Here is a 22,021-nt window from a genome sequence, read left to right on the forward strand (position 1 = left end):
GTCATGCAGGACAACGAGTGGTTGGCAAAGGAGCCAGGCAATGAACGCTGCGGCGAAAATTGACGATCAAGTCTCCGAAGTCAACGCCATGGACGAATTGCAGCAGGTCGGGGTACTTCCCTGGCGCATTCGTCGCGACGGCGAGCCGAAGGTATTGCTGATCACGTCGCGCAGGCGTGGCCGCTGGATCGTGCCCAAGGGATGGCCGATGAAGGGTCGCGATCTCCTTGTTGCGGCATCGCGAGAGGCATTTGAGGAGGCCGGCATCTTTGGTGAGATTTGTCCCGCCCCGGTAACCGAGTATCGGTACATGAAGGCACTGGACAGTGGCTTGGAAGCCCGCTGCCGAGTTACCGTGTTCGGCATGAAAGTGCGCGGAACGTTGAGCCACTGGCGCGAAAAGGGGCAAAGGCAGCGGCGCTGGTTTTCCCTCGGCGATGCGGCGGACAAACTTGACGATGCGGAACTCGCCGAATTTGTGAGGGCACTCGAGGCCAAGCCGGATCGCCTCAAGCAGTCCGTCGGTTTCGCGGGGTGGGATCGCCTATCCAGCCATGCGCAATCTTGCGCGGAGTGAGGTAGCGTCGATGGTTTCGACTGTTTTCGTCGCCCGCTTTCGTCAGCGGTTCCTTATCCTTCCTTTTCGCATTGTCAGCGCCGAACGCTGACCGCCTGGCGCTACTGACTGCGATGGCAAGCGTGGCGCCAGGATTTTGTCCCCACTCCGAAATTGAAACTTGCGGGTCACGCCGGATGCGTTCTTGCGTCGGGCCCGCTGCCTATTGTCAGAAAAGAGCCAGCAATGAGCTTCAAGTATAGCCACACCTTTCCCATCAGTGGCCCGAACAAACTGCCCCGCTTCAAGGATTGGGCGGCTCAGAACCTGCCGGGCGTCGCCGTCTCTCTCCCGCCTCAGGTACCCGTCAAAAGCACAGCTCTGACGGTGCGGCTGAAATCCATCGATGATCGTGATGCTTTGATGGCGAAACTGGAAGGCGCAAGCTTCTAAGCACCTGAGACAGCGGCGAGCGACCGGCCTCATTTATCGTCCCATAAACATTCGGTTACCAAAGAATGGATATTGGGAGAGGTCGTGTCGTTCGCTACCTGGCGAACTTCTCGAACCGCGGCTTCTCCCTCGATAGCCATGATCTTTTTTGGGACCGGATAACAATGGTAAAGGCTCTCATTTCCAATCAGCGCTATGCTGTGTTCTGTTGTGTCGGAGTGGCTGCATTCGCCTCTCTTGGCGCCGCCATATTTTACACCGGCTGGCTGTTCGTTGTTGCTGCAGTCTGCGGCGTATTGTTCGTTCTCGGCATTTGCGATCTGCGCCAGCATCGACATGCGATCTTGCGCAACTATCCGGTCGTCGGGCACCTGCGCTTTCTGCTGGAAAGCATCCGACCGGAGATCCGCCAGTATATCATCGAAAGCGATAACGACGCTGTTCCATTCAATCGGCAGGATCGCGGCCTTGTCTACCAACGCGCCAAAGGCGAGGAGGACAAACGGCCGTTCGGCACAATCGAGAATGTCTACGGCTCCGGCTATGCCTGGCTTACCCATTCAGCGACACCGGTCACCATCGCCGATACGGATTTCCGTGTGCGGATCGGCGGCCCGGCTTGCAAGCAACCCTATGATGCCAGCCTCTACAATATCTCTGCCATGAGTTTCGGTGCGTTGTCGGCCAATGCCATACTGGCGCTCAATACGGGTGCGCGAAAGGGTGGGTTCGCCCACGATACCGGTGAAGGCAGCATCAGCCGATACCACCGCCAGGGGGGCGGTGATCTGATTTATCAGGTCGCGTCCGGCTATTTCGGCTGCCGGGGCGACGATGGCCAGTTCTCTGCGGAGAAATTCGCCCGGCTTTCTGCGGACCCCCAGATCAAGATGATCGAGATCAAGCTGAGTCAGGGTGCCAAGCCTGGCCATGGCGGTATGTTGCCGGCATCGAAGATTTCATCCGAAATCGCCGAAGCCCGCGGCATCGCCATGGGGATCGATTGTACCTCGCCTGCGGCACACAGCACGTTTTCCACACCGATCGGCTTGATGCGGTTCGTCGGCCAGCTGAGGGAGCTTTCGGGTGGCAAACCGGTCGGGTTCAAATTGTGCATCGGCCACCGGCGTGAATTCATGAGCATGGTCAAGGCCATGCTTCAGACGGGCATCGTTCCCGACTTCATCGTTGTCGATGGCGCAGAAGGTGGTACAGGCGCTGCCCCCGTGGAGTTTGCCAACCGTGTGGGAATGCCGATGCTTGAGGGGCTCACCTTCGTTCACAACACGTTGCGCGGAGCCGGTATCCGCAGTCAGGTCAGGATCGGTGCCGCAGGAAAGATCGTGTCCGCATTCGATATCGCCCGCACTTTGGCGCTCGGAGCTGACTGGTGCAATGCCGCGCGCGGTTTCATGTTTGCGATCGGCTGCATTCAGGCGCAATCCTGCCATACCAACAAATGTCCGGTCGGCATCGCGACCCAGGACCCCATACGCCAGCGCGCGATCGACATCGGAGACAAGAGCGACCGCGTGGCCCGGTTTCATCGCAACACCATGCGCGCGCTTGGTGAAATTGCGGGAGCGGCCGGTCTCAACGATCCGAGCAACTTCATGCCCTACCACTTCATGTTCCGGCAAAAAGACAACGAGTTCCTCGACGGCAATGAAGCCTACCCCTACCTTCCCGAAGGGTTTCTCGTGGCGGGAGAGGAAATAATTGAGCTGGCCGATTGGCACGATCGCTGGGACCGCGCCAGCGCCGAGAGCTTTGCGCCACCCGAAATCCCGCATGGACCGTTTCGAAAGCGTAAGGCAGCGTGACGGCTCGCCGGGGAAAATGTGCGCTTGAACAGGCATTCCAACCTGACCGGTCACAGGCGCCTTCGGCTCTTCTGACGGGGAAATTTGCTCAGGGAATTTAGCGTCACGATCCCGGTTGCCAAGGTCTTTTTGGGTCGCCGCCGCCGGGATCGCGGGCTGCGCTACTGTGCTTGCCTTAGGTTCCGGTGATCTGGAGGTAGCCCCTGTAGAGCATGTATCCGGCGACGATGAAGATGAGGAGCGCGAAGAAGGTATTCAGCGCGCCTTTTTGGGCGGCAAGCTTCCTGGCCGCGAAACCACCGATAAATCCGCCAATCACGCCGCCACCAATGAATACCGCCGCCAGAGCCCAGTCGACGAGGCCGGAGAACGCATAGTTCAAAGCTGTCGTCAAACCGAAGGCGGTTACGGCGACGAGGGAGGAGCCGATGGCGAAAAGGATCGGCATGCCTGTCGACGCGATCAAACCGGGGACGATCAGGAAGCCGCCGCCGATGCCAAAGAAGCCGGAAAAGATGCCGGTCAGTCCGCCGAACGTAACGACCTTCAACGCATTCTCGCGTGAACATTGTGCGCCAGGATCTCCTTCAGCGCCTCGGCCCTTGAACATCAGCGCGCCGACGACAAGCATGAGAAGGGCAAACAGGATCAGTAGGTGCTCCCCGTCCACCACCTTGCCGACGGTGGACCCGATCAAAGCGCCGGCAATTCCCGATACGCTGTAGATCCCGGCGCAGCGCCATTTGACGTTGCCGAAGCGCGCGTGCCCGACGAGATTGGCGAAGGCATTGACGGCAACCGCAAATGCGCTTGTCCCGATTGCGAGATGGGGGTTCTGAACGCCGACTACATAAACCATCAATGGTACCGCAAGGATCGAGCCGCCGCCGCCGAAGAGGCCGAGGGTGAAGCCGACAAGCATGCCGGAAAACGCGCCGAGCGCGTATTGAATGGGTTCCAGATACATGTCCAAACCTTGCTGTTGGCTGCTCGCTCAGGCGGCAACTTTTCATTTTCCCGGTAGACGGGAGCGCTTCCGAGTTCTGGTGGCCGCGCGTGGAACGTCGCCGGCAGCGTTGCTGACCACCGTGACGCTGACCGGGAGTTCGCTCATTTCAGAAAGAGCCGACTGCGGAGAAACGGCGGTGATACATAGTTTCCTCCTCCCGGATTATTGCGTCGCCGGGGAAGGGCGACCAAAAGTCAAGCGATGGAAGATCATGCCGGCGAGCATAGCTGCGACGAACAGGCCGACCTGCCAACGGCCAGTGGTGAGTGCGGCGATTGCCGGACCCGGGCAGAGGCCGACGAGCCCCCAGCCAAGACCGAAGAGCACAGCGCCGCCGACCAAGGCGACGTCCGGGCGGCCGTTTGCAGGAACATGGAACCGGTCATCGAAGGCGGGCGCAGCCTGCCGTTTGCGGATCCAGTAGGCGATCGAAGAGGGAAGCAGGGCGCCGCCCATGACGAAGGCGAGCAATGGATCCCAGTTGCCGGCAATATCGAGAAAGGCGAGCACGCGCGCCGGGTTGATCATGTCGGAAACGACGAGGCCCATGCCGAAGAGAAGACCGCACAGGACCGCGGCAAGGATTCTTGCAAGCATCATGCCTGGCCTCCCGTGACAAGGTGAACGACGAAGACAGTCGCCGCGGCGACGGTCATGAAGATCAGCGTCGCGACCAGCGAGCGCGGCGACAGCCGCGCAAGGCCACAGACGCCGTGTCCGCTCGTGCATCCCGAGCCGAGCCGCGTTCCAAAACCGACCAGGAGGCCGGCAATGACGAGCAGTGGCGCTGATGATGTGACGACGACCTCGGGCTGGCGGATGAAGGCCGAAGCGAGTGCCGCGCCGGCGAGAATGCCGCCCAGGAAGCCGATTCCGAGCTTGCTGAAGCCAGCGCCGGTCAGGCCGATCGCAGCGGCCGTAAGGCCGGAAATCCCGGCGATCCGTCCGGTCGTCAGGAGATAGAGACCTGCCGACAGGCCGATAAGAAGACCGCCTGCCAGCGGCCACATCATATTGAAGTCGTTCATTGCGGTCACAGCGTATTTAGAGGAATCTTGAGATACTGAACGCCGTTATCCTCGGCGGGCGGCAATTGGCCAGCGCGCATGTTCACCTGCACGGAGGGCAGGATCAGCTTGGGCATGGCAAGCGTTGCGTCGCGCTCGGTGCGCATCTTGTAGAACTCGTCCTCGCTCACACCGTCGCGAACGTGGATGTTACCGGTGCGTTCGGCGCCGACGGTGGTCTCCCAGGCGTAGTGATCGCGGTCGGGCGCCTTGTAATCATGGCAGAGAAACATGCGCGCTTCGTCAGGCAGTTTCATGAGGCGCTGGATCGACCGGTAAAGCTGGCGGGCGTCACCGCCAGGAAAGTCGCAGCGCGCCGTGCCGTAATCCGGCATGAACAGCGTGTCGCCGGGCAGGACGGTATCGCCGACGATATAGGCGAGGCAGGCGGGCGTATGGCCTGGAACATGTAGGACTGTCGCATCGAGATTGCCGATCTTGAAGCGATCACCATCGTTGAAGAGCAGGTCGAATTGGCTGCCATCGCGCTGGAACTCGGTGCCTTCGTTGAAGATTTTACCGAAGGCCTCCTGGACACGAATGATCTCCCGTCCGATCGCAAGCTGACCGCCAAGTTCTGCTTGGAGAAGGGGGGCGGCAGAAAGATGGTCGGCATGAGCGTGGGTCTCGAGCAGCCACTGCACTTCGAGACCTTCCGATTTGACGTAATCGATCAGCTCCTGTGCGGAGGTGTTCGTGGTGCGGCCGGATGCTGCATCATAGTCCAGTACGCTGTCGATGATGGCACAGGCATTCGACTGCGGATCGCGCACCACATGGCTAATCGTGAAGGTCTGATCATTGAAGAACGATGCGACGATGGGGCGTCTCGCGGGGTCGGCGAGGGCGTTCTCGACGAGCGATCGGGCAAAATCTAGGGGCAGGTCGGCGTCAGGACCGTTCATGGCGGTGATCCTCCGTTAGTGATTTCGTCATATATACATATTTACAGTAAATATGCAAGTGTGTATATTCTGGCTTCAGAAGCGCTTTGCGGCTATCACATGGAAAACCGACCGCAGCCAGGATTCGACGATGAACGAAATGACGATTCCTCCCGCCATCCCTCCGCGCTTGAATGATCTCGCGCCAGGCTTTGCCGCGCGCTCGACGGCCGGGCCGATTACGTTGTCGGCCTTCCGCGGTCGATGGGTCTTGTTTTTCTCACACCCTGCGGATTTCACGCCGGTCTGCACCAGCGAATTCATAGCGCTTGCTCGCGCGGCTCCGCAGTTCGAGAAACTCGACTGTGCCCTCCTGGGCCTTTCGGTGGACAGCCTCAACTCCCACATCGCCTGGATTCGCGACATCAATGAGCGGTTCGCGGTGAAGGTGACCTTCCCGATTGTCGAGGACGCCGCGATGGTGATCTCGCGCGCCTACGGAATGATCGACAGCTCCTCCGAGAGCAGCGCGACCGTGCGGGCGACCTTTGTCATCGACCCGGCCGGCATAATCCGAGCGATTGTCTGGTATCCCATGAATGTCGGCCGCTCGGTCGATGAATTGCTGCGTCTTGTCGCTGCGATCCAGACTGCCGAGCAGGAAGATGCCTCCACTCCCGAGGGCTGGAGGCCGGGTGATGCGCTCGTCGAACAGGCGCTGATTGCTCAGATGGACGGAGACGATCTGCGTGAGGGCGAAGCATGGTACTTCCGGGAGAAGCGGGCATGAGCGGGAAACCCAGCGTATCGCTGGAGACGATGATCGCCAAGGCGCCGGAAGCAGCGGACTTCATGCGCCAATTCAGCAATGCAAACCGCCTCATGCTGTTGTGTCAGATCGCCAGGCAGGAATCGTCGGTCAGCGATATTCAGGAGGCGCTCGGCATCAAGCAACCGGCCCTTTCCCAACAACTGGCCGAGCTCCGGCAGGCCGGCCTCGTCAAGACGCGGCGACAGTCCCGCCAGATCTACTATTCGATCGCGGATGGCCGCGCCGAGGCTGTAATGGACTTGCTGTTGAACCTGTTTTGCGGCGTGGAGACGGCTGCTCCTGGAGCGGTTGAGGCGTTGAAACCGGTGGCTTCTGGAGCGCAGTCCGTTGGTGTTGACGCTGCACATTTTGCACGCATCCTACCCGCCCGATAGTTGCGTTAAACACGTAAGTGAAGCGCCCTTTATTTCCAGACCCATCGTCAAGTACCCGGAGACTGCCGACATCACGGACGGTCTATGAAGTCAGTCCTCGAGCTTGCCATCAAGCCGGTTGGATAAATGTCGAACTCAATTGACGTGGCGCAAGGAAACCGGATCGCTTCACTGCTAGTTTGCCGGATGTTCATACAACTGCAGGTGAATGTCTAAGCGCGGACGCGAATTGCCCCCCGCCTTGGATCTCCTGCATTGAAAGGAGATCGCACATGACAACGGCAAAACTCGCACGTGTGGCTATTGTCGCCACGCTCACCGCAGGCAGCCCCACGCTTTGTTTCGCGCAGGCGGCCCCGGCCGCAGAACAAGATGCGCAGCCAGGTTACTCCGAGGTGATGCCCGGTGCGATGATGGGGGGGAGGCGCTACGGCATGATGGGTGGCATGCGGCCCAATATGATGCCGGGTCATATGATGAAGATCATGTTTGTGATCGCCGATGTCGATGGCGACGGCGCCCTTTCATTCGAGGAAGTTACAACGATCCATAAGCGGATCTTCGACAAGGTCGATGCGAACAAGGACGCCAAGGTGACGCCCGAGGAGATGCAGGCCTTCATTCGGGATCAATAGGGGACTGGGACCGAGCTTCTTTTCGGTAAATAACACCATCGAAGTCCGTGCAAACCGCATGTGTAACATCGCGAGGCTCATCCGGTCTGTGCTGTGGCTGCGCGTAATCCAGCCTTCCATTCTACAGCAGCGGGCGACGAGATCGGATTCATTCCATGACCTATACGATTGACAAGACGATTGATGGAACACCGTTTGCCATCGTGGTTGAGAGAACCGTGGCGGCGTTGGGGAAACACGGATTTGGCGTGCTGACGGAGATAGACGTCAAAAGCACGATGCGGAAGAAGCTCGATGTTGACGTCGGCGACTATCTTATCCTTGGTGCCTGCAATCCGAGCATGGCGCTGGAGGCCATGAAAGTGGAGCCGAAGGTCGGAGCAATGCTTCCATGCAATGTGATTGTCAGATCTCTTGCCGGAGGCAACGTAATGGTGAGTGCGGTTGACCCTGTTGCCTCGATGCAGGCGATTGAAAACACCAAATTGAAGGAGGTCGCCGCAACGGTTCGGGACTTGCTCTTGCAGACTGTCAAAACCATCTGACATCCGGCCTGCACTGAACCGGAAACCGCTCAACGAGACGCGCCGAACCGGATCATAACAACGCGCACGTTTGCGCAGCCTGTGGAGCCTCAACAGGTTGTCGTCGTTTACGGCGAGGCGACTGATCGAGGAGCATAACGCCAGCCTTGAGGCGCGGCTGAAGCAAGCGCCGGCGGAAGACAGGCGCAATCGCGGCTATTCGAACTGCGTGCCTCGCAGTCCGCTACCGTGAAGAGTTTCGGGCGCCGGCAGGCGTACGAAAGTCCCCGAGGAAGGAACCCGCGGGCCACAATCGGAGGCTATGGGGATTTTGATTTGCGGCTGATGTCGGCGATGGCTGGGGCGTCTCCCATCCCATCGCGGTATTTCGCCACGGCCGCCTTAGCGGACGTCCTGCTGTTTTTGCTGTCCAACAGGCCGCTTTCCGTTCGACGCTTCCATGTCGAGAGCTTCCCCTGCGGCGCCCGCGCTCGACCTGTTCAAGCCACCGGAACAGTTGTCCAGGGACGATGATGAGGGGCTAATGACTTCGGAAACATACACCGCGTAGCCGAAGAGGGGATCTTGGCTCAAGTCCTTGCCATCGAACCGCTCTATGAAATCTTCCAGGTCGGCCTGACTCGAGAACCCCGTGGCCACGGCGGACATGCTTTCGATGTCTCCGTCTTCGTCCTCGTAAGTCGCGCTCACCTCGAGAGCGCCCGACCGTTCGAAGTTCGCTTGCATGTGAAATGAAAGCCAAACCAGATATTCCAGCGGGTAGCCGGGATTTCCTCCGTATGTAACGACGAAGGGGTAAGTAAAACGGAATCGATCGGCCAGAGCTTCGCCGTCGGTGGCAAAGATGAGGAGATCGCTCTCCTCGTCGAGATCATGAAGCTCGATTGTCAAATCATGTCTGCGCAAGGCTACGTAGCCGCCAAGTCGGTCCCACGGTAAGGACGTCAAGATGATGTCGCGCCATCGTTTGATGGCTTCGTCGAGATCGGTGCGGACCAAAAACATGTAGAATCCCCGCAGAGTCATCCCGTGATCAAGAGCTTGCAGCCCTGCGCGATAAACGCTGCAGCCTTTAGATATTAGTGTTACCTAACTTTCAAGCTTGGGATGAGTCATTGCCGGAGCGCGGGACCATCAAGGGTCGCTCGCAAGGTCGTGGAACGCCTGGGCATCCTCCGGGGTATGCGCAGCCGAAAGAATGACAGTGAGAAACGCCGCGCGCGCAATGTCTTTCTTGGAAGCATCCGGATGCCGGCCCCTGACCGCTTCGATCAGAGCTTTGGGTTTCATGCCCGGAACAGCCAATTCCCGGATTGATTCGGAAATCGTTTCGGTCTCCCGACGTTTTTTCTCTCGCATCGGCGCTCCATGTGCTGATGTGCAACATGATATGCGCGCTATTTAAGAGATTTGTGATTGAAAATTTGACGCGCCCGGGTTTGTCGCTCTGACATGCCACGCGATGTCCTTCGGCAGATGCATAGTCCGTCGACGTGGGGAGGGACGGAGTAATCGTGATCAAGCTTGAGAAAATACGCGACCTCAACTTCGACCCTAACTCTCATCCGCGTCAGTCGTACCTGAGCGCCGCGAGCGGTTTGGTCTGTCTAGACGCGGCGCTCTACATGATCGCGAATGACGAGCTGCACTTTGGCGTGTTTCCCGCTCGTGCATCAGGTCCCGCTAACCTCGTCCGATTGCACACTCTAGGTGCAAAACCAAGGTCCTATTCCGGTGCGCTCGTGGCCATGTTGATCCCCGGCGGCGGTCAGCAGGAGATGGGAGTGGGCGCGGTCCTCGGCGGTCTGGTCACGGCGGCGATTGTCTATTTTCTTGCCTGGAAAAACGGCATCCAGGGCTTTCGCCTGATTATCGTCGGGATCGGCGTCTCCGCCATGCTCGGCGCCTTCAATCTTTGGCTGATACGCCAGGCTGACCTGCCGGCCGCACTTGCAGCCGCTATATGGGGAGCCGGGACCTTGAATGGGCTTGGTCAAGCCGACGTCAATCTCGTCGCAGCCGTCCTTTTGGCGTTGATGCCTCTTACGATCGTCCTGGCGCGTCCGATGCGCCAACTCGAACTTGGAGACGATCTGGCCGTTTCGACCGGTGTTTCCACCGGCGTCACGCGCCTTGCTCTCCTGGTGCTGGGTGTGGCGATGACGGCAACCGTCACAGCGGTTTCAGGTCCGATTGCCTTCGTTGCCCTTGCCGCGCCGCAGATCGCCAGACGGCTAGCGCACGCGCCCGGCGTTCCCTTGGCGTCGTCGGCGCTGGTCGGCGGCCTGATGCTGCTTGCAGCCGACGGAGCGGCGCAGCATGCGTTCGCATCGCCGCTGCCGGTCGGTGTCATGACCGTCAGCATCGGTGGGCTTTACTTCGTCTGGCTTTTGCTGCGGGAGATCCGAAGGTCATGAGCAACACCCCTCGGCTTTATGCGAAGGCCGTTACACTGGCATACGAACGGCGGGTCATCTCCGAGAAGCTTTCCGTCGCGATACCCGACGGTTCGTTCACAGTCATCGTTGGCCCGAACGCCAGCGGAAAGTCCACCTTGCTGCGGGCACTGGCGCGCCTCCTGCCGCCGAGTTCGGGGCAGATCGTTCTCGACGGCAAGGAGATCGGCAAGCGCGCCGCAAAGGCGGTGGCCAGCCGGATCGGACTGTTGCCGCAATCATCGATAGCGCCGGAGGGGATTTCGGTTTTCGATCTGGTTTCGCGTGGGCGCTATCCCCATCAGTCCTTTCTAAGGCAATGGTCGAAGGCAGATGAAGCGGCTGTCTGGCAGGCGATGGAACTGACAGGAATTGCCGATCTCGCGGCTCGACCGGTCGATGAACTCTCCGGCGGCCAACGCCAGCGTGTCTGGATCGGTATGGTGCTGGCGCAGGAAACCCCGATCCTTTTGCTGGATGAGCCGACCACCTTCCTCGATATCGCCCACCAGATCGAGCTCTTGGATCTCTGCCAGTATCTCAGCCGTCACTGTGGTCGAACGTTGGTGGCTGTGCTTCACGACCTCAATCACGCCTGCCGCTACGCCACGCATATCATCGCAATGCGCGATGGAACGATCGTCGCCGAAGGCGAGCCGGCCACGATCATCACCTCCCCGCTGGTGGAGGACGTTTTCGGGCTCTCGTGCATGATCATTGACGACCCGATTTCCGCAACGCCATTGATCGTGCCTCGATCAAAACCACGCGGGTGAGCGCTGCGGCTCGGGCTGCAGGCGAGCAAGTGCATCGCGCCTGAAGGTGCTGCTTCTGTAGGATACGTCGTATCCCAGTGCGACGGGACGTTTCAAATCGTATGCAAAAGATCAGCCCCCTTAACGTGTGGCCGTGACGCCGACATGAACTCGACCATGATCGCTTTATGTGAGCAGCAGTTCGCTGTCTTACCAATCGCAATTGACATCATCTGTATCCTGGATACAATTTGCCTCGATCTTGGGAGGGATCGATGACCCAGACCTTCGAATGGCGAAGCCAGTCACGCCTGCTCGACGAAATCGCTCACGCGCTTCGCGAGCGCATCTATGCCGGCATCTACGCGCCGGGAGCGACGCTGCGCCAGGAGCGCATCGCCGCCGAGTTCGGCATTAGCCGCACGCCGCTACGCGAAGCCCTGCGGGTGCTCGAGCGCGACGGGCTCGTCGTCAACAAGCCCGGCAGTGGTGTGAGGGTGGCCACCGCCGACCTGCCGAAGCTGCTGGACGCGTACGCCGTGCGCGAGGCGATGGATGGCGTGGCTGCCCGCAATGCCGCCGAGCGCGCCACCGCACCCGAAATCAAGGCACTCGTCAAACAGATCGAGCAGCAGCAGAAGGTTGTCGAGCGCTGGGATCCGGCCGCCTACACCCAGTCCAACGTCGTCTTTCACGAGGCGATCGTCAGTGCCTCGCGCAACACATCGCTTTCGTCGCTCGGGCCGCTTCTGCGCATGACGTCGCAAGTCTTTGCCCCCGCCTTTTCCTTGTCCAGCGAACGCGCCAGCACCGCGGTTACCGAACACCGCATGATTGTCGAGGCGATTGCGGCAAGAAATCCAGACGAGGCCGAAAAAGTGGCGCGAGCACATATCCATGCGACGGCCACGAGATTGAAAGCGCTCCTGGAGGAGCGTGAGACTGACAATGAGGCATGATGTGAAGACCTACAGCAATTTCATCGCCAACACCTGGCAGGACGCGAGCGGGGGCGAGCTTATCGACGTGCGAGATCCCTCGAACGGCGAGGTCTTCGCCCGCATTGCCCGGGGAACCCGGGAAGATGTGGATCTGGCCGTGCAGTCCGCGCGGGCGGCACTGTCGGGCGAGTGGGGACGGATGACAGCAACCGAACGCGGACGGACTCTCAGCCGGATCGCAACGGCGGTGCTGCGAAACATCGACCTTTTGACCGAGCTTGAGGCGAGGGATGTTGGCAAGCCCCTGACACAGGCGCGGGCTGATGTCGTCGCGCTAGCGCGCTACCTCGAATTCTACGGCGGCGCCGCCGACAAGGTGCATGGCGACACGATCCCCTACCAGAACGGTTTTACCGTGCTGACGGTTTACGAACCGCATGGGGTTACGGGCCATATCATCCCTTGGAACTATCCGATGCAGATCCTTGGTCGAAGTCTCGGGGCCGCCCTTGCCATGGGCAACGCCGCCGTGGTCAAGCCGGCCGAGGAAGCGTGCCTGACGATCCTCGAGTTCGCACGCATCGCCGAAGAAGAGGGTCTGCCGGTGGGCGCACTCAATATCGTCACCGGTCTCGGCTCGGAGGCGGGCGCCGCACTCTCCGAGCATCCCGACATCAACCACATCTCCTTTACCGGCTCGGTTCGAACCGGCGAAATGGTGCAGGCGGCGGCCGCGAAAAATGCGGTGCCGGTGACGCTTGAACTCGGCGGCAAGTCGGCACAGATCGTCTTTGCCGATGCGGACCTCGATCGTGCCGTTCCATTCCTGGTCAATGCCGGTATCCAGAATGCCGGCCAGACCTGCTCGGCCTCGTCACGCATCCTCGTCGAGCGCGGCGTCTATGAAGAGGTCATTGCGCGCATGAGTGAAAGATACCGGGCGCTGAAGGTCGGTCCTGCCGCCGCCGATCTCTCCGTCGGTCCGGTCGTGTCGCAACGACAGAAGGCGATTATCGAGGGCTTTCTTGCGGACGCCGCGAAGGATGGCCTCAAGGTTGCGGCCAAAGGCGAGATCATCGCCGGTGCGCCCGCTGAGGGTGCCTATGTCGCGCCGACATTGCTGCGCGACGTGCCGCACGAGCACCGCACGGTCCAGGAGGAAATCTTCGGCCCGGTGCAGGTAATCATGCCGTTCGACAGCGAAGAGGAAGCCGTCCGGCTTGCAAACGGCACCGCCTACGGTCTCGTCTGTGGTGTGTGGACCAACGACGGCGGTCGGCAATTGCGTCTGGCGCGCGCTGTCCACGCCGGCCAGGTCTTCATCAACAATTACGGCGCCGGTGGCGGCGTCGAGCTGCCCTTCGGCGGCGTCAAGAAATCGGGCCATGGTCGCGAGAAGGGTTTTGAGGCCCTCTACGGTTTTGCCAGCATGAAAACCATTTCTGTCTACCACGGCTAGAGCGGGATGAGGAAAACCGTGTGCGGTTTTCCGCCTGCATCCTGCTTCAGCCCACGATCCAAGTTTGCCTCGGGAGGAACATGTGTCACTAGAAGGTAAGATCGCTCTCATCACCGGCGCAGGCTCCGGTTTCGGCGAGGGCATTGCGAAGCGTTTCGTCGATGGCGGGGCAAAGGTAGTCGTTGTCGACCGCGATGCTGCAGGTGCCCAGCGAGTTGCCAAGGAGCTTGGCAACAACGCGTTCGCAGTTGTTGCCGATATCGCCAAGCAGGCAGATGTCGAGGCTGCGGTTGCTGCAGGGCTCGAGAAATTCGGGCGCATCGATGTTCTCATCAACAACGCCGGCATCGGCCACAAGCCGCAAAACGCCGAACTGGTCGAGCCTGATGAGTTCGACCGGATCCTCGGTGTCAACGTGCGTGGCGTCTACCTGATGACGCGCGCGCTGCTGCCGCACATGAAGGCGAACACATCCGGCGTGATCGTCAACATCGCCTCGACTGGGGCCAACCGGCCGCGACCAAACCTTGCCTGGTACAATGCGACCAAGGGCTGGGTGGTGTCCGCCACCAAGGCGCTGGCGATCGAGCTTGCGCCTTTCAACATTCGCGTCGTGGCGCTCAACCCGGTCGCCGGCGAGACACCACTGCTCTCGACCTTCATGGGCGAGGACAGCGAGGAAATCCGCCAGAAGTTCCGCGATTCCATTCCGCTCGGACGTCTGCTGAAGCCCGAGGATCTCGCCGAAGCCGCTGCCTTCGTCGCCTCGCCGCAGGCATCGATGATCACCGGCGTCGCGCTTGATGTGGATGGCGGACGTTCGATCTGAAGACTGGGACTATAAACAACCAACCGCAAAGCGGGGAACCATGATGAACTTGACGAAATGGGCGCTTGCCTCGTGCTTCATTGCCGCGTCGCTGGCGCCGGCCATGGCAAAGGATACAATCACTGTCGGCCAGGTGCTGGAGCCGCCGGGCCTTGACCCGACCGCGGGTGCCGCAGCACCCATCCGCTACATCACCTACGGCAACCTGTTCGAAGGGCTGGTGCGGGTGGTCGAGGATGGCACGGTCAAGCCGCTTCTGGCTGAAAGCTGGACGGTGTCCGACGACCAGAAAACCTACAGCTTCAAGCTTCGTCAGGGCGTCAAGTTCCATGACGGCACGCCGTTCGACTGCTCGGTCGTGAAGTTCTCCTATGAGCGCGCGATCTCGGCAGATTCCACCAATGCGCAGAAGGGACTGTTCGAGCCAATCGAAAAGACCGAGTGCCCGGATCCGGCAACGGCCGTCGTGACGCTCAAGCGGCCGGCGTCCAACTTCCTGTTCAACATGGCCTGGGGTGACGCGGTGATGATCGCGCCGTCGTCGGCTGCCGACAACAAGACCAAGCCTGTCGGCACCGGGCCGTTCAAGTTCAAGGAATGGGCGAAGGGCGACAAGGTCGTGCTCGAGAAAAACGCTGAATATTGGGGCGATCCGGCCAAGCTCAGCGAAGTCACGTTCAAATTCATCAGCGACCCCTCGGCGGCGGCAGCCGCCGTTCTTGCCGGCAATGTCGATGCGTTCCCGATGTTCCAGGCCGCCGAACTCGTCAGTCAGTTCGAGAGCGATCCCAACCTGCAGGTCGAGGTCGGCAGCACTTCTGGCAAGGTGGTTCTTGCACTCAACAATGCGCGCAAGCCGTTCGATGACGTCAGGGTCCGCCAGGCAATTGCCCATGCGATCGATCGCAAGACGCTGGTCGAAGGTACCTATTCCGGTTTCGGATCGACGATCGGTTCCCACTATTCGCCGGTCGAGCCCGGTTACATCGATCTCAATGAAACCTATCCCTACGACCCGGCCAAGGCTCAGCAACTACTGCAGGAAGCGGGCGTTGAAGGCCTGGAGATGACCATCATGCTGCCGCCACCGGCCTATGCGCGTCGCGGCGGCGAGATCGTCGCGGCCATGCTCAGCGAAGCCGGGATAAAGGTGAACCTCGTCCCGATCGAGTTTGCGCAGTGGCTCGACCAGGTGTTCAAGAACTCCGATTTCGACGCGACGATCATCGCGCATGCCGAGGCTCGTGATCTGGATATCTACGCCCGCGACAAATACTACTTCAACTACCAGAATCCCGAGTACAAGGCGCTCTACAAGTCCTTCACGCTCGCCTCGACCGAGGCTGAGCAGCTTGATCTCGTCGGCCAGCTCCAGCGCAAGCTGGCGGCAGATGAGCCGAACGTCTTCCTCTACGCCCTTCCGAAGATCGGCGTCTGGAACAAGAAGGTGAAGGGTCTCTGGACGAACATGCCGGTGCCGGCTGATGACCAGACCCAGACCTATTGGGAGAACTGATTGGTTCCCATGAGGCGGAGCGGCATGCGGGCAGAAAACCGCACACGCTCTTCCTCATCCCGCTCGAATACTCGCCCTTCACCGGGGGCGGGTGAACATCAGACCTTGACCGCCGCACCCGGTGTCGGTCGACATCAGCGCAATCCGGGAGGTTGATGTGATTTCCTTTGTTGGCGGTCGCCTTGTGTCGCTCATTTTGACGACCCTGGTTGCCTCAGTCATCGTCTTTCTGCTGATGCAGGTCCTGCCCGGGGATCCGGCGGTGCTGATGCTCGGCCTGAACGCCGATGCGGACGCGATTGCGGCGCTGCACCGCCAGCTCGGTCTCGATCAGCCGATATGGATCCGCTACCTCCACTGGATCGGTGGCTTCGTCGTCGGTGATTTCGGCACAAGCCTCACCTATTCCGTTCCGATCCGCGAGCTGCTCGGCCCGCGCATTCTCGTGACATTGCCCCTGGCTCTGCTTTCCATGGCGATCTCGGTCGTGGTGGCCATTGCCATCGGCGTCTATGCCGCGGCCAACCGCGGCAAGGCAGCCGATACGATCGTCATGGGCGTCGCCCAGGTCGGCGTTGCCGTCCCGAACTTCTGGCTGGCTCTTCTCTTCATTTTGCTGTTTGCGCTGAAGCTTGCCTGGTTCCCTGCTTCAGGCTTCTCCGGCTGGCAGGACGGTATCTGGATCGGGCTGCGCTCGCTCATCCTTCCGGCCCTCGCGCTCGGCCTGCCGCTTGCCGCAATCCTCGGGCGCGTCACCCGATCGGCCGTGATCGAAACGCTGGGTGAAGATTTCATCCGCACCGCCCGTGCCAAAGGGCTGACGCGCGCCGGCGCTCTGTGGAAACACGCGGTGCCGAACGCCCTGATCCCGGTCGTCACCATCATCGGCCTGCAGTTTTCGTTTCTGCTTGCCGGCACGATCATCATCGAGAACGTCTTCAACCTGCCGGGCATCGGCCGCCTGGTGTTTCAGGCAATCGCCCAGCGCGATCTCGTCACGGTACAGACGCTGGTGACGCTGCTGGCCGCCTCCGTCATCACCATCAATTTCCTAGTCGATCTCGTCTACGGCTATCTGGACCCGCGTCTGTCGAGGGGAGGCCACTGATGTCCAATTCCGCAGTCGTCTCGGAACCAGGCCTGTTGTCGAAACTGTTCGCCAGCCGAAGCCTGACGCTCGGTGCGATCGTCACCTTCATTCTCGTGGCGATGGCGCTCTCGTCCTATGTCTGGACGCCTTATCCGCCGACGGCGATGAACTTCCGCGACAAGCTTCAGGGGCCGAGCCTTGCCCACTGGTTCGGCACGGACAATTTCGGCCGCGACATCCTGTCGATGATCATGGTCGGGGCGCGCAATTCGATCACCGTTTCGATCGTCGCGGTTTTGGTCGGCGCGGGCATTGGCGTGCCGCTCGGCGCCTGGGCTGCCGCCCGCGGCGGCTGGGTCGATGGCCTGGTCATGCGCATGAGCGACCTTGCCTTCGCCTTTCCGGCATTGCTGACGGCGGTGATCATCACCGCCATCTTCGGCCCGGGTGCCACCAATGCCATGATAGCCATCGGCATCTTCAACATTCCGGTCTTTGCCCGCGTGACGCGCGGTGCATCGATGGGCCTTTGGAAACGAGAATATGTGCAGGCGGCACGCTGCGCCGGTCGCGGCGACGTGGCCATCACGCTGTTGCACATCCTGCCCAACATCAACCACGTGCTGCTCGTCCAGGTGACGATCCAGTTCGCCTTGGCGATCGTTGCCGAAGCCGGGCTCTCATATGTCGGTCTCGGCACGCAGCCGCCGATGCCGAGCTGGGGCAAGATGCTGAACGATGCCCAGACCTTCATCTACCAGGCTCCATGGCTCGCGATCTTCCCGGGGTTGGCGATCACGTTCGCCGTGCTCGGCCTCAATCTTCTCGGCGATGGTCTGCGCGACATTCTCGACCCGCGCGTGAGGCGACAAAGATGACCAGACCCTTGCTTCAAATGGCCGGCATGTCGGTCGAACTATCGGCGGGCACAAGCCAAGTCGACATCGTTTGCGACGTCGAACTCGATCTCAATCGTGGCGAGCGTCTTGGTATCGTCGGCGAATCCGGCAGCGGCAAGTCGATGACAGCGCTTGCCGTCATGGGCCTGTTGCCTGAGCGCATGCGGGTGCGCGGCGAGCTTTCTTTCGACGGCCGCAATCTCGCCGGCCTACCTGAGGCCGACTACTGTCGCTATCGCGGCCGTCGCGTTGCGATGATTTTCCAGGAGCCGATGACCGCACTCAACCCGGTCAAATCGATCGGCGCCCAGATCGCGGAAGGCCGACGCCTTCATCTCGGCGAAACCAAAACCGATGCCGAAAGAAAGGCGCGAGCGCTGCTCGATCGGGTCGGCCTACCGGCTCCGCGCTTCAATCTGGACCTCTATCCGCACCAGCTTTCCGGCGGCCAGAGGCAGCGAGTGATGATTGCCATGGCGATCGCCTGCGAACCGGATCTGCTGATAGCCGACGAACCAACGACGGCGCTTGACGTGACAGTGCAGGCGCAGATCCTCGATCTGCTCGACGACCTGATTGAAGACACCGGCACGGCATTGATGCTGATCACCCACGATCTCGGCGTCGTCTCGGAAATGACCGACCGCATCGCCGTCATGTATGCCGGGCGGATCATCGAGACAGGGCGTACGGACGATGTGTTTGCCCGCATGGCGCATCCTTATGCCAGGGGATTGTTTGCCGCGTCGCCGCATGGTGCAGCCCTTGCTCCGCGGCAGGCGGGTGAGGGGAGGCCGAGACTGAACGCGATCCCGGGTATCGTGCCGGATCCCTTTACCCGACCGCCACACTGTTCCTTTGCCGAGCGCTGTTCCTTCGCCGAGCCGGATTGCCGGCGGACGATACCGCCGCTCGATCTGATCAATAACGATGGAAACGTGCCGCATCGCGCCGCCTGCTTTCATCCCCGCGAAAGGATGGTGGCGCCGTGAGCGAGGTCATTCTCAAAACCACCGATCTGGTGCGCGAATACCAGATGCCCCGCCCGTCGATCTTTTCGAAACAGGCAAGTCTGCGCGTCCTTCACGGCGTCAGTATCGCGCTCGCCGCGGGTCAAAGCCTCGGCATCGTCGGGGAAAGCGGTTCCGGAAAATCGACGCTTGCGCGCGCCGTCATGGGATTGGAAAGACCGCAGTCGGGCGAAGTCAACATTGCTGGCAGGGACATCTATGCGTTGAACCGGGCGGACATGCGCGAGGCGCGCAAGGGGTTCCAGGCGATCTTTCAGGATCCCTATGGCTCGCTCGATCCACGCCATACGGTCCGCACGATCATCTCCGAGCCGATCGTGTCGCTGGAGCGCGGGATAGCCGCGCCTGAACGCAACCGGCGCATCGCGGAGGTGCTGGAGGCCGTCGGTCTGCCGGTCGCATCTGCCGACAAGTATCCGCACGAGTTTTCCGGCGGCCAGCGCCAGCGCATCGCCATTGCCCGCGCACTGATCACCCGGCCGGCGCTGATCGTCGCCGACGAACCGGTTTCGGCGCTCGACGTTTCGATCCAGGCCCAAGTCCTGAACCTGATGATGGAGCTGCAGGAAAGGCTCGGGCTCTCCTATCTGTTCATCAGTCATGATCTCGGTGTGGTCCGCGCCATAACCGACCGGGTCGCCGTCATGCACCTCGGCCGGATCGTCGAGGAAGGGCCGACGGGCGAGGTGTTCGACAATCCGCGCCATCCCTATACGCAGGCGCTTGTCGCCGCCGTGCCGAAACCTTTTTCCGGGCGTCGAAAGCGCATGCGCTCCGACGCGCCGCCGCAAACGCCGGTGCATACCGCAACTACCGCAGCCGGCTGCGCCTATTCCGCCGTCTGTCCGCTGAGGCAGGACCTCTGCCTGACCCAGACACCCATTGCCAAGCCGGTCACGCCGACCTGGTCCGCCCGCTGTCACTTTGCCTAGAGCTTTTTGAAAGGTCCGCAATTCCCTGGAATTGCGCTTACTGCAGGAACCCGCCATGTCCGATCTCGCCGATTTCTCCGCTGTCGATCTTGTCGAAGCCTATCGCCTCAAAAGGCTCTCTCCCGTCGAAGTCGTGGACGCCGTCATCACGCGCATCGATGCCTCCGAACCGAAACTCAATGCGCTGTGGGCCTATGATCCGGGCGCGGCGCGTGAAGCCGCGAAGGAGTCCGAAGCACGTTGGTCCAAGGGCGAACCGCTCGGCGCCATCGATGGCGTGCCAGTGACGATCAAGGAAAACATTGCGACCAAGGGAACGGCCGTGCCGCTCGGCTGTGCTGCCGTGCCGCTTACGCCCGCCGCCGCCGATGCGCCACCGGCGGCGCGCACTCGCGAGGCGGGCGGCATTCTTCTCGCCAAGACCACCATGCCGGATTACGGCATGCTGTCGTCCGGCCTCTCGAGCTTCCACAAGCTCGCCCGTAATCCGTGGGACACCTCGACCAATCCCGGCGGCTCGAGCGCCGGTGCGGGTGCTGCCGCCGCCGCCGGCTACGGCCCGCTCCATATCGGTACCGATATCGGCGGTTCGGTCCGTTTGCCGGCTGGCTGGTGCGGCGTCGTCGGCCTGAAGCCGTCGGCAGGCCGTGTCCCGATCAACCCGCCTTTCATCGGCCGTGTCGCAGGGCCAATGACCCGCACCGTCGCCGACACGGCACTCTACATGTCCGTTTTGTCGAAGCCGGATGCGCGCGATACCATGTCCTTGCCCTATAACGATATTCCTTGGCTCGACCTTGATCGAGATGTCAGGGGGCTGAAGATCGGCCTCTGGCTGGATGCGGGCTTTGGCCAGGTGGTCAGCGCCGAAACTGAGCAAGCGGTCAATCAAGCGGCAAAGCTCCTCGCCGATGCCGGCGCGATCATCGAGCCTGTCGGCCCGTTCCTCACCCGCGAGATGATCGATGGCCTCGACCGCTTCTGGCGCGCGCGCGGCTGGGAAGACGTCTCGCGACTTTCGCCGGCGCAGCAGGCGCAGATCCTGCCTTACATTTTCGACTGGATCAGAACTGCAGAGAATTTCTCCGGCCGCGAAGTCTATACCGGCTTCGCCCAGATCGATGCCATGCGCAACGCCATCCACGCGGCGCTGACCGGCTTTGATTTCATCCTCTCGCCGACGGCGCCGACAGCCTCCTATCCCGCCGAATGGGCCTCGCCGGTCAATGACCCGCAAAAGCCGTTCGAGCATATCGCCTTTACGGTCGCCGTGAACATGGGCGGACAGCCGGCGATCTCGCTCAATTGCGGCTACACCGCCGGCGGCCTGCCGATCGGGCTTCAGATCATCGGCCAACAATTCGACGATATCGGCGTGTTGCGGCTGGCGCGGTCCTTCGAGACCCTGCGTCCACAACAGCGCCGCTGGCCAGTGGTCGCCGCATGACGGACACGATGCGTTACACCGTCGAAAGCGGCGATCTGGAGAACATCGTCTCCCGGCTGCTCGATATCGTTCGCCGGCTCGGTGTCGGCGTGTCAAAGCTTGCCGTCGAGGTGGATGGCGGCAAAGCGAACCTCGAGATCGCCGTCTCTTCCGCCTCGCACGCGGTCGCAAATACCCTTCGCGAGCGCATCGGGCAGATCGAAGGCGCACGACTCACATCCGAGCTCGGCCCGCGCGCCGCTGGCTGATAGTCGGGCCTGGCTGACACCGAACACTAACGCGGCATCGCCGCTCACAATCAGACGAAAACGACAGGAGTGCCGACATGGCCGTTCGTAAGCTTTTCATCCTTCCCGGCGACGGCATCGGCCCGGAAGCCATGGCGCAAGTCCGCAAAATCATTGCCTACATGAACGCCTCGCTTGGCGCCGGTTTCGTGACGGACGAAGGCCTCGTCGGCGGCTCGGCTTACGATGCCCACGGCCAGGCAATTTCGGAAGGGGACATGG

27 protein-coding genes are annotated in these 22,021 nt (G+C 61.0%); 20 read left to right on the forward strand and 7 right to left on the reverse strand.

All coding sequences use genetic code 11. The annotated features are described in order from the left end of the window. Positions 1-40: 40 nt before the first annotated feature. A complete protein-coding gene (locus BLJAPNOD_RS28420) occupies positions 41-577 on the forward strand; it encodes an NUDIX hydrolase (protein ID WP_115422286.1) in 537 nt (178 codons plus the stop codon). 225 nt (positions 578-802) lie between these two features. Then, a complete protein-coding gene (locus BLJAPNOD_RS28425; protein WP_077504487.1) occupies positions 803-1,009 on the forward strand; it encodes a hypothetical protein in 207 nt (68 codons plus the stop codon). A gap of 29 nt (positions 1,010-1,038) precedes the next feature. Here BLJAPNOD_RS28425 and BLJAPNOD_RS36230 read toward each other — a convergent pair whose 3' ends face one another. Next, positions 1,039-1,341, reverse strand: a complete 303-nt coding sequence (locus BLJAPNOD_RS36230; protein ID WP_244611137.1) for a hypothetical protein — start codon at positions 1,339-1,341, stop codon at positions 1,039-1,041. On the opposite strand from BLJAPNOD_RS36230, the gene BLJAPNOD_RS28430 reads away from it, so the two are divergent. Next, positions 1,228-2,832 carry an FMN-binding glutamate synthase family protein gene (locus BLJAPNOD_RS28430; RefSeq protein ID WP_244611134.1) on the forward strand — a complete coding sequence of 535 codons (1,605 nt, stop codon included), beginning with the start codon at positions 1,228-1,230 and terminating at the stop codon, positions 2,830-2,832. The two genes, BLJAPNOD_RS36230 and BLJAPNOD_RS28430, sit on opposite strands and share 114 nt — an antisense overlap. A 175-nt stretch (positions 2,833-3,007) precedes the next feature. Here BLJAPNOD_RS28430 and BLJAPNOD_RS28435 read toward each other — a convergent pair whose 3' ends face one another. From BLJAPNOD_RS28435 to BLJAPNOD_RS28450, 4 genes are all read right to left on the reverse strand, one after another. Beyond that, entirely contained in the window at positions 3,008-3,799 is a 792-nt protein-coding gene (locus BLJAPNOD_RS28435; protein ID WP_115422324.1) for a sulfite exporter TauE/SafE family protein, read from the reverse strand. A gap of 204 nt (positions 3,800-4,003) precedes the next feature. Next, entirely contained in the window at positions 4,004-4,438 is a 435-nt protein-coding gene (locus tag BLJAPNOD_RS28440; protein WP_115422325.1) for a DUF6691 family protein, read from the reverse strand. Next, positions 4,438-4,869 carry a YeeE/YedE thiosulfate transporter family protein gene (locus BLJAPNOD_RS28445; RefSeq protein ID WP_077504485.1) on the reverse strand — a complete coding sequence of 144 codons (432 nt, stop codon included), beginning with the start codon at positions 4,867-4,869 and terminating at the stop codon, positions 4,438-4,440. The genes BLJAPNOD_RS28440 and BLJAPNOD_RS28445 overlap by 1 nt, the downstream gene beginning before the upstream one ends. Positions 4,870-4,874: 5 nt before the next feature. Further along, entirely contained in the window at positions 4,875-5,813 is a 939-nt protein-coding gene (locus BLJAPNOD_RS28450) for an MBL fold metallo-hydrolase (RefSeq protein ID WP_115422288.1), read from the reverse strand. Between the two features lie 130 nt (positions 5,814-5,943). Here BLJAPNOD_RS28450 and BLJAPNOD_RS28455 point away from each other — a divergent pair, with 130 nt between their 5' ends. The 4 genes from BLJAPNOD_RS28455 to BLJAPNOD_RS28470 all read left to right on the forward strand — a co-directional run bounded on the left by BLJAPNOD_RS28455 (position 5,944) and on the right by BLJAPNOD_RS28470 (position 8,178). After that, entirely contained in the window at positions 5,944-6,582 is a 639-nt protein-coding gene (locus BLJAPNOD_RS28455; protein WP_077504483.1) for a peroxiredoxin, read from the forward strand. Between the two features lie 29 nt (positions 6,583-6,611). Further along, positions 6,612-6,998 (forward strand): metalloregulator ArsR/SmtB family transcription factor, encoded by a 387-nt coding sequence (locus BLJAPNOD_RS28460; RefSeq protein ID WP_244611131.1) that lies wholly within the window; start codon positions 6,612-6,614, stop codon positions 6,996-6,998. A 272-nt stretch (positions 6,999-7,270) separates the two neighbouring features. Continuing rightward, positions 7,271-7,633 (forward strand): EF-hand domain-containing protein, encoded by a 363-nt coding sequence (locus BLJAPNOD_RS28465; protein ID WP_077504481.1) that lies wholly within the window; start codon positions 7,271-7,273, stop codon positions 7,631-7,633. Positions 7,634-7,788: 155 nt separating this feature from the next. After that, positions 7,789-8,178, forward strand: a complete 390-nt coding sequence (locus tag BLJAPNOD_RS28470; protein WP_115422289.1) for a DUF302 domain-containing protein — start codon at positions 7,789-7,791, stop codon at positions 8,176-8,178. A 381-nt stretch (positions 8,179-8,559) separates the two neighbouring features. On the opposite strand, the gene BLJAPNOD_RS28475 is transcribed toward BLJAPNOD_RS28470, so the two are convergent. Further along, a complete protein-coding gene (locus BLJAPNOD_RS28475) occupies positions 8,560-9,183 on the reverse strand; it encodes a hypothetical protein (protein ID WP_147294603.1) in 624 nt (207 codons plus the stop codon). A 129-nt stretch (positions 9,184-9,312) separates the two neighbouring features. Beyond that, complete coding sequence (locus tag BLJAPNOD_RS28480; protein ID WP_115422291.1) at positions 9,313-9,537, reverse strand: hypothetical protein; 225 nt, start codon at positions 9,535-9,537, stop codon at positions 9,313-9,315. 266 nt (positions 9,538-9,803) lie between these two features. Between BLJAPNOD_RS28480 and BLJAPNOD_RS28485 the strand changes: the two genes are divergently transcribed. From BLJAPNOD_RS28485 to BLJAPNOD_RS28545, 13 genes are all read left to right on the forward strand, one after another. Further along, positions 9,804-10,595 carry an iron chelate uptake ABC transporter family permease subunit gene (locus BLJAPNOD_RS28485; RefSeq protein WP_115422292.1) on the forward strand — a complete coding sequence of 264 codons (792 nt, stop codon included), beginning with the start codon at positions 9,804-9,806 and terminating at the stop codon, positions 10,593-10,595. Continuing rightward, complete coding sequence (locus BLJAPNOD_RS28490) at positions 10,592-11,389, forward strand: ABC transporter ATP-binding protein (RefSeq protein ID WP_115422293.1); 798 nt, start codon at positions 10,592-10,594, stop codon at positions 11,387-11,389. The genes BLJAPNOD_RS28485 and BLJAPNOD_RS28490 overlap by 4 nt, the downstream gene beginning before the upstream one ends. A 254-nt stretch (positions 11,390-11,643) precedes the next feature. After that, positions 11,644-12,327 carry a GntR family transcriptional regulator gene (locus BLJAPNOD_RS28495; RefSeq protein WP_115422294.1) on the forward strand — a complete coding sequence of 228 codons (684 nt, stop codon included), beginning with the start codon at positions 11,644-11,646 and terminating at the stop codon, positions 12,325-12,327. Then, positions 12,317-13,768: an aldehyde dehydrogenase family protein gene (locus BLJAPNOD_RS28500; protein WP_077504475.1), complete on the forward strand. Its 1,452-nt coding sequence runs from the start codon at positions 12,317-12,319 to the stop codon at positions 13,766-13,768. The genes BLJAPNOD_RS28495 and BLJAPNOD_RS28500 overlap by 11 nt, the downstream gene beginning before the upstream one ends. A gap of 82 nt (positions 13,769-13,850) precedes the next feature. Next, positions 13,851-14,597: a glucose 1-dehydrogenase gene (locus BLJAPNOD_RS28505; protein ID WP_077504474.1), complete on the forward strand. Its 747-nt coding sequence runs from the start codon at positions 13,851-13,853 to the stop codon at positions 14,595-14,597. Between the two features lie 40 nt (positions 14,598-14,637). Further along, on the forward strand, positions 14,638-16,113 hold the full coding sequence (locus BLJAPNOD_RS28510) for an ABC transporter substrate-binding protein (RefSeq protein ID WP_115422295.1): 1,476 nt from the start codon (positions 14,638-14,640) through the stop codon (positions 16,111-16,113). A gap of 157 nt (positions 16,114-16,270) precedes the next feature. After that, the gene (locus BLJAPNOD_RS28515; protein WP_077504552.1) at positions 16,271-17,221 is read left to right on the forward strand and encodes an ABC transporter permease; all 951 of its coding nucleotides are present in this window, start codon (positions 16,271-16,273) and stop codon (positions 17,219-17,221) included. After that, entirely contained in the window at positions 17,221-18,081 is an 861-nt protein-coding gene (locus BLJAPNOD_RS28520) for an ABC transporter permease (RefSeq protein ID WP_115422296.1), read from the forward strand. The genes BLJAPNOD_RS28515 and BLJAPNOD_RS28520 overlap by 1 nt, the downstream gene beginning before the upstream one ends. Then, complete coding sequence (locus BLJAPNOD_RS28525; protein ID WP_115422297.1) at positions 18,078-19,094, forward strand: ABC transporter ATP-binding protein; 1,017 nt, start codon at positions 18,078-18,080, stop codon at positions 19,092-19,094. The genes BLJAPNOD_RS28520 and BLJAPNOD_RS28525 overlap by 4 nt, the downstream gene beginning before the upstream one ends. Beyond that, a complete protein-coding gene (locus BLJAPNOD_RS28530; RefSeq protein WP_077504470.1) occupies positions 19,091-20,065 on the forward strand; it encodes an oligopeptide/dipeptide ABC transporter ATP-binding protein in 975 nt (324 codons plus the stop codon). The genes BLJAPNOD_RS28525 and BLJAPNOD_RS28530 overlap by 4 nt, the downstream gene beginning before the upstream one ends. Positions 20,066-20,120: 55 nt before the next feature. Next, entirely contained in the window at positions 20,121-21,512 is a 1,392-nt protein-coding gene (locus tag BLJAPNOD_RS28535) for an amidase (protein ID WP_115422298.1), read from the forward strand. Beyond that, positions 21,509-21,760, forward strand: a complete 252-nt coding sequence (locus BLJAPNOD_RS28540; RefSeq protein WP_077504468.1) for a hypothetical protein — start codon at positions 21,509-21,511, stop codon at positions 21,758-21,760. The genes BLJAPNOD_RS28535 and BLJAPNOD_RS28540 overlap by 4 nt, the downstream gene beginning before the upstream one ends. Before the next feature lie 77 nt (positions 21,761-21,837). After that, positions 21,838-22,021: isocitrate/isopropylmalate family dehydrogenase (locus tag BLJAPNOD_RS28545; protein ID WP_244611132.1), on the forward strand; the 184-nt coding region annotated here is incomplete at its 3' end.

Source organism: Ensifer sp. M14, assembly GCF_003355565.1.
In the GTDB taxonomy this organism is placed as follows: domain Bacteria; phylum Pseudomonadota; class Alphaproteobacteria; order Rhizobiales; family Rhizobiaceae; genus Ensifer.